Source organism: Streptococcus handemini (assembly GCF_040984445.1).
GTDB classification, from domain to species: Bacteria; Bacillota; Bacilli; order Lactobacillales; family Streptococcaceae; genus Streptococcus; species Streptococcus handemini.
This window is the reverse complement of sequence record NZ_JBFRYH010000093.1, coordinates 1-5884: the sequence shown is the minus strand read 5'-3', so window position 1 is coordinate 5884 and position 5884 is coordinate 1. Positions and strand designations below refer to the sequence as shown.

Genomic DNA, 5884 nt, shown 5'->3' with positions numbered 1-5884 from the left:
TAGCTAAGCGACTACCATATCTCACAGGGGGCAACCCCCAACTACTTCCGGCGTTCTAGGGCTTAACTGCTGTGTTCGGCATGGGTACAGGTGTATCTCCTAGGCTATCGTCACTTAACTATTCTTTGAGTGTTTCCACACTCAAAATTGAATATCTATTCTCTAATAACAATAGTATCCCTCTAAACACTATGCTTCTCAATGAAATTGTACTCAGACTAAAATCTTAGTGAAAAAGATAAACTTCCTTGTGCATCTTACACACTGCGTCAGTTTCCTATTTTCATACAGATTTCTTACGTCTTCGTTACTTATTCTAGGATAAGTCCTCGAGCGATTAGTATTGGTCCGCTCCATTGCTCACACAACTTCCACTCCCAACCTATCTACCTGATCTTCTCTCAGGGCTCTTACTAACTTTACGTTATGGGAAATCTCATCTTGAGGTGGGTTTCACACTTAGATGCTTTCAGCGTTTATCCCTTCCCTACATAGCTACCCAGCGATGCCTCTGGCGAGACAACTGGTACACCAGCGGTAAGTCCACTCTGGTCCTCTCGTACTAGGAGCAGATCCTCTCAAATTTCCTACGCCCGCGACGGATAGGGACCGAACTGTCTCACGACGTTCTGAACCCAGCTCGCGTGCCGCTTTAATGGGCGAACAGCCCAACCCTTGGGACCGACTACAGCCCCAGGATGCGACGAGCCGACATCGAGGTGCCAAACCTCCCCGTCGATGTGAACTCTTGGGGGAGATAAGCCTGTTATCCCCAGGGTAGCTTTTATCCGTTGAGCGATGGCCCTTCCATGCGGAACCACCGGATCACTAAGCCCGACTTTCGTCCCTGCTCGAGTTGTTGCTCTCGCAGTCAAGCTCCCTTATACCTTTACACTCTGCGATTGATTTCCAACCAATCTGAGGGAACCTTTGGGCGCCTCCGTTACCTTTTAGGAGGCGACCGCCCCAGTCAAACTGCCCGTCAGACACTGTCTCCGATAGGGTTCACCTATCCGGGTTAGAGTGGCCATAACACAAGGGTAGTATCCCAACAGCGCCTCTGTCGAAACTGGCGTCCCGACTTCTTAGGCTCCTACCTATCCTGTACATGTGGTACAGACACTCAATATCAAACTGCAGTAAAGCTCCATGGGGTCTTTCCGTCCTGTCGCGGGTAACCTGCATCTTCACAGGTACTAAAATTTCACCGAGTCTCTCGTTGAGACAGTGCCCAAATCATTACGCCTTTCGTGCGGGTCGGAACTTACCCGACAAGGAATTTCGCTACCTTAGGACCGTTATAGTTACGGCCGCCGTTTACTGGGGCTTCAATTCAGATCTTCGCGTTACCGCTAAACCCTCCTCTTAACCTTCCAGCACCGGGCAGGCGTCACCCCCTATACATCATCTTACGATTTAGCAGAGAGCTGTGTTTTTGATAAACAGTTGCTTGGGCCTATTCACTGCGGCTCAGTCTAACTGAGCACCCCTTCTCCCGAAGTTACGGGGTCATTTTGCCGAGTTCCTTAACGAGAGTTCTCTCGCTCACCTGAGGCTACTCGCCTCGACTACCTGTGTCGGTTTGCGGTACGGGTAGAGTATGATACATCGCTAGAAGCTTTTCTTGGCAGTGTGACATCACTCACTTCGCTACTAATCTTCGCTCCCCATCACAGCTCAACGTTATAGGTATAAGCATTTGACTCATACCACGCCTCACTGCTTAGCCGGACTCTTCCAGTCGTCCGGTTGAGTTAGCCTACTGCGTCCCTCCATCACTTCATACTCTAGTACAGGAATATCAACCTGTTGGCCATCGGATACACCTTTCGGTCTCTCCTTAGGTCCCGACTAACCCAGGGCGGACGAGCCTTCCCCTGGAAACCTTAGTCTTACGGTGGATGGGATTCTCACCCATCTTTCGCTACTCATACCGGCATTCTCACTTCTATGCGTTCCAGCGCTCCTCACGGTACACCTTCACCACACATAGAACGCTCTCCTACCATACCTACTAATAGGTATCCACAGCTTCGGTAAATTGTTTTAGCCCCGGTACATTTTCGGCGCAGGGTCACTCGACTAGTGAGCTATTACGCACTCTTTGAATGAATAGCTGCTTCTAAGCTAACATCCTAGTTGTCTGTGCAACCCCACATCCTTTTCCACTTAACAATTATTTTGGGACCTTAGCTGGTGGTCTGGGCTGTTTCCCTTTCGACTACGGATCTTAGCACTCGCAGTCTGACTGCCGATTATATCTCGTTGGCATTCGGAGTTTATCTGAGATTGGTAATCCGAGATGGACCCCTCACCCAAACAGTGCTCTACCTCCAAGAGACTTAACATCGACGCTAGCCCTAAAGCTATTTCGGAGAGAACCAGCTATCTCCAAGTTCGTTTGGAATTTCTCCGCTACCCACAAGTCATCCAAGCACTTTTCAACGTGCCCTGGTTCGGTCCTCCAGTGCGTTTTACCGCACCTTCAACCTGCTCATGGGTAGGTCACATGGTTTCGGGTCTATAACATGATACTAATCCGCCCTATTCAGACTCGGTTTCCCTGCGGCTCCGTCTCTTCAACTTAACCTCGCATCATATCATAACTCGCCGGTTCATTCTACAAAAGGCACGCTCTCACCCATTAACGGGCTCGAACTTGTTGTAGGCACACGGTTTCAGGTTCTTTTTCACTCCCCTCCCGGGGTGCTTTTCACCTTTCCCTCACGGTACTGGTTCACTATCGGTCACTAGGGAGTATTTAGGGTTGGGAGATGGTCCTCCCAGATTCCGACGGGATTTCGCGTGTCCCGCCGTACTCAGGATACTGCTAGGTACAGATTCTGTTTCGAATACGAGGCTCTTACTCTCTTTGGCTCTACTTCCCAGTAGATTCTTCTACAAAACCTGAGTCCACATTGCAGTCCTACAACCCCGAAGAGTAAACTCTTCGGTTTGCCCTTCTGCCGTTTCGCTCGCCGCTACTCAGGCAATCGCTTTTGCTTTCTCTTCCTGCAGCTACTTAGATGTTTCAGTTCACTGCGTCTTCCTTCGCATGACCTTAACAGTCATGGATAACATGCATTACATGTTGGGTTCCCCCATTCGGACACCCCTGGATCATTGCTTACTTACAGCTCCCCAAGGAATTTCGTCGTTAGTCACGTCCTTCTTCGGCTCCTAGTGCCAAGGCATCCACCGTGCGCCCTTATTAACTTAACCTTATTTAACCTAATTTTTTTAAATTAGAAAACTCATTAATTCACAGCGTTTTCGGTTTATTTTCTTGTTACTATTTGATATAGATATTCAATTTTCAATGTGCAATTCCTACAACCTCTCGGTTGTATGGAGCCTAGCGGGATCGAACCGCTGACCTCCTGCGTGCAAAGCAGGCGCTCTCCCAGCTGAGCTAAGGCCCCACAAGACCTCTCAAAATTAAAGAAGACTACGTACAGAGTTCCATTTCCTTAGAAAGGAGGTGATCCAGCCGCACCTTCCGATACGGCTACCTTGTTACGACTTCACCCCAATCATCTATCCCACCTTAGGCGGCTGGCTCCTAAAAGGTTACCTCACCGACTTCGGGTGTTACAAACTCTCGTGGTGTGACGGGCGGTGTGTACAAGGCCCGGGAACGTATTCACCGCGGCGTGCTGATCCGCGATTACTAGCGATTCCGACTTCATGTAGGCGAGTTGCAGCCTACAATCCGAACTGAGACTGGCTTTAAGAGATTAGCTTGCCGTCACCGACTTGCGACTCGTTGTACCAGCCATTGTAGCACGTGTGTAGCCCAGGTCATAAGGGGCATGATGATTTGACGTCATCCCCACCTTCCTCCGGTTTATTACCGGCAGTCTCGCTAGAGTGCCCAACTAAATGATGGCAACTAACAATAAGGGTTGCGCTCGTTGCGGGACTTAACCCAACATCTCACGACACGAGCTGACGACAACCATGCACCACCTGTCACCTCTGTCCCGAAGGAAAACTCTATCTCTAGAGCGATCAAAGGGATGTCAAGACCTGGTAAGGTTCTTCGCGTTGCTTCGAATTAAACCACATGCTCCACCGCTTGTGCGGGCCCCCGTCAATTCCTTTGAGTTTCAACCTTGCGGTCGTACTCCCCAGGCGGAGTGCTTAATGCGTTAGCTACGGCACTGAGTCCCGGAAAGGACCCAACACCTAGCACTCATCGTTTACGGCGTGGACTACCAGGGTATCTAATCCTGTTCGCTCCCCACGCTTTCGAGCCTCAGCGTCAGTTACAGACTAGAGAGCCGCTTTCGCCACCGGTGTTCCTCCATATATCTACGCATTTCACCGCTACACATGGAATTCCACTCCCCCCTTCTGCACTCAAGTTCGACAGTTTCAAAAGCATACTATGGTTGAGCCACAGCCTTTTACTTCTGACTTATCAAACCGCCTGCGCTCGCTTTACGCCCAATAAATCCGGACAACGCTCGGGACCTACGTATTACCGCGGCTGCTGGCACGTAGTTAGCCGTCCCTTTCTGGTAAGATACCGTCACTTAGCGGATTTTCCACTCCCGCTAACATTCTTCTCTTACAACAGAGCTTTACGATCCGAAAACCTTCTTCACTCACGCGGCGTTGCTCGGTCAGGGTTCCCCCCATTGCCGAAGATTCCCTACTGCTGCCTCCCGTAGGAGTCTGGGCCGTGTCTCAGTCCCAGTGTGGCCGATCACCCTCTCAGGTCGGCTATGTATCGTCGCCTTGGTGAGCCGTTACCCCACCAACTAGCTAATACAACGCAGGTCCATCTGGTAGTGGTGCAATTGCACCTTTTAAATGCTTGCCATGCAGTAAGCACTATTATGCGGTATTAGCTATCGTTTCCAATAGTTATCCCCCGCTACCAGGCAGGTTACCTACGCGTTACTCACCCGTTCGCAACTCATCCGCTCGGTGCAAGCACCAAGCTTCAGCGTTCTACTTGCATGTATTAGGCACGCCGCCAGCGTTCGTCCTGAGCCAGGATCAAACTCTCATATAAAAGTTCGAGTCTTCACTCATTCTGTCCAACTGACAGATTTATTTTTTTGTTCATTGACGGTTTATGTTTTCATAAACCACCCTGCACGTTTGGTTCGTCTTCTTTAATTTTCAAAGGTCTTGTCTGTCGCTCTCTCAAGCGACAACTATATCAGTATATCACTTCTTTAATTCCTTGTCAACACTTTTTTGAAACTTTTTTTAATTTTTTTCATCTTTTTTGTCGTGCTTGGAATTTTCTATGACTGACCTACATCAGCTACCCTAATATACTACATTTAACCTTTGAATGTCAAGTGCTTTTTCTGCTTTTTTCTACTCTTCTAAATACGAGCGTAACTCCCGCAACATTTTCTGACGACCTTTGAAGCTCGCTCCGCTAATTAATAACTCATACTGCTCTTCTTCCTTTGCGCTGAGCTGACTGCGATAGCTTCTGAGTCTATCTCGCAGACAGATCAACTCATCTGTTACTAGACCTCCGCTGCTTACCTTATGCGATACCTCGCCGATCTCTTCATAACTCATCCTGTCAAACTTCCGTTTTTGGCTTTCTTGTTTGCGAATGATGTCCTTGATGTAGTTCCGGAATTTTACTTTATAATACCGATATAACCGACTTGCATCACTTTCTATTCCCGACTCCTCCCTCACTAAGCAATACAAAATGTACATCCCTTCTTGATCCCAATCGCTTACCTCCCAACTGTGAATGTAATATTCCTTCTGAGCTTTCCTTACGATCCCCTGTACTTTCATATATAACGCCTTGAATTCTTCCATCTTTTCTGCCTCCTGCCTTCCTTCTGATGTTCTCTAGTCTAACAAAATACACCCAATGTTTAAAGGACTTTTTTGTCCT

The 5884-nt window shown here is 48.6% G+C and carries 1 protein-coding gene, 1 tRNA gene and 3 rRNA genes; all 5 read right to left on the bottom strand.

What is annotated here, in order from left to right; genetic code table 11:
- Positions 1-2 precede the first annotated feature (2 nt).
- Positions 3-118: ribosomal RNA gene (rrf, locus tag ABPH35_RS10220) — 5S ribosomal RNA — on the bottom strand.
- Between the two features lie 199 nt (positions 119-317).
- Positions 318-3222, bottom strand: a 23S ribosomal RNA gene (locus ABPH35_RS10215).
- Positions 3223-3349: 127 nt separating this feature from the next.
- Positions 3350-3422: transfer RNA gene (locus tag ABPH35_RS10210), tRNA-Ala, on the bottom strand.
- Positions 3423-3474: 52 nt separating this feature from the next.
- Positions 3475-5023 (bottom strand): 16S ribosomal RNA (locus ABPH35_RS10205).
- Together the 16S, 23S and 5S rRNA genes with 1 tRNA gene alongside form the textbook arrangement of a ribosomal RNA operon.
- A gap of 314 nt (positions 5024-5337) precedes the next feature.
- Complete coding sequence (locus ABPH35_RS10200; RefSeq protein WP_368849791.1) at positions 5338-5805, bottom strand: sigma-70 family RNA polymerase sigma factor; 468 nt, start codon at positions 5803-5805, stop codon at positions 5338-5340.
- Between the last annotated feature and the right edge of the window lie 79 nt (positions 5806-5884).

Excerpts from the sequence above, each read along its gene's own strand:
- ABPH35_RS10200 (WP_368849791.1), bottom strand. The coding sequence starts at position 5,805 with ATGGAAGAATTCAAGGCGTTATATATGAAAGTACAGGGGATCGTAAGG.